At 42.0% G+C, this 1,439-nt stretch carries 1 protein-coding gene; it reads right to left on the reverse strand.

Features of this window, described 5'->3' with window-relative positions:
- Positions 1–479: 479 nt before the first annotated feature.
- Positions 480–1,022: a hypothetical protein gene (locus ABW391_RS29430; RefSeq protein WP_353485476.1), complete on the reverse strand. Its 543-nt coding sequence runs from the start codon at positions 1,020–1,022 to the stop codon at positions 480–482.
- Positions 1,023–1,439: the final 417 nt, after the last annotated feature.

The following is a 1,439-nucleotide window of genomic DNA, read 5'->3' on the forward strand; positions in this document are numbered from 1 at the left end:
TACGGTTCAAAAAAGCACTATGTTTTCTACCTAAAAACCGCGCTTTTGACCCGATAACGCAGCCCAAATCAGTTAAAAGCCGCAGTTGAGTTGGTATAAGGCGCGGAGAAGGACTCGGTACCCACACTGGAGCTGATCAAAACTGCCGTGTTAAATGGAGAGTTGGACACACAGATTGATGCCGCCGACAACAAGCTGCGCGATGGCTTTGCTCAGTAAATGTTCCGAATTGAACAAAGGCGCTTGAGGCGCCTTTGTTTGTCCATCGTCCCGTTAATGGACGATTGATTGTTGGATGTCCTTGCTCAAAAATTAAGCAGGTCAAGAATTGGTAGTGGCTCAGTTTTGGTGCCACTAAACACTTTCCCGATACAGATAGTTGTCAGCAATGGATCAAGTGTTTCCACTGTTGTAATCAGTGAGGGTCAAGATTGATATTAATAAATTGACTACTTCATGCCGTTATTTTTTTATTGGAACTATTTGAAAGCAACATTAAGTAATGCTGCTTTTTCCTCTGAGTAGTCACCTTCCACACTAGCAAGCACTTTGCCTTGTTGCGTGACGATTACAACAAAAATTGATTCAGTTTTCTGAGGTAAGCCCATTGATTTCAAAAAAAGGAAACGGTCGGTATAGAGCGTGATAATTCTGTTTCTCATGACTTCATCACGAACATTCATTCGCATGCCACCGTCGATAAAGTTACGTACAAACGTGATTCCTGAATTTATGATGGGAAGCTCGACCCATGCTTCTGTACTGTTCTTCAAGTTCAAACCCTGTACCCAGGTGTCGATATTGGGTTGTTGGTCTCTGCCAAAAGCGATAATCGCCAGAGTTTTTTCGCCAGGCAGGTCTTGCGGTAAGGTCACTGTGCGATCAGCCAAAGTTTTAGCCTGAATGGTGGGCATCTGACCTATTGGCTGCGTTTGTGCGCTGGCACATAGATTTGTCACTGCCATAAAAGAGATAAAAAGTGTTAATTTGAATATGGTCAGCTTGTCGTGAATGTTTTTCATAAATGCCTTCTTCGTTGCGAATTTAGAAATGTCCAAGTATTATTTTAGCAAGGCCGTTGCAGTGAAGGCGTTACCCCCCGCATCCTGCTAGACCCCAAACTTGATTCAAAAGTTCATTGAATCTAATCGGCTTATCTCAACACGTTGTGACCATTTTTCGTAAAATACGATTACTAAGGAAGAAAATGCAAATTAAAGAAAATATAAAAGAATCTGATCGTTGTAATTGTGGTCGTAGTCCGACAGGTGAATGTATTGGTTGTTATTTTTTAACTGGTGCGGAGTTTGAGACTAGGCTCGCAGAATATCTAGCAGAACAACAAGACGACAAACATGCAGTGGGAACATAACATTCAAAGCATATACAAAAACTCATCTTTGTTTATCTGCCTCACACCCACTGTCGTGTAACACGAC

It is taken from the genome of Haliscomenobacter sp., from assembly GCF_040403615.1.
GTDB lineage: Bacteria > Bacteroidota > Bacteroidia > Chitinophagales > Saprospiraceae > Haliscomenobacter.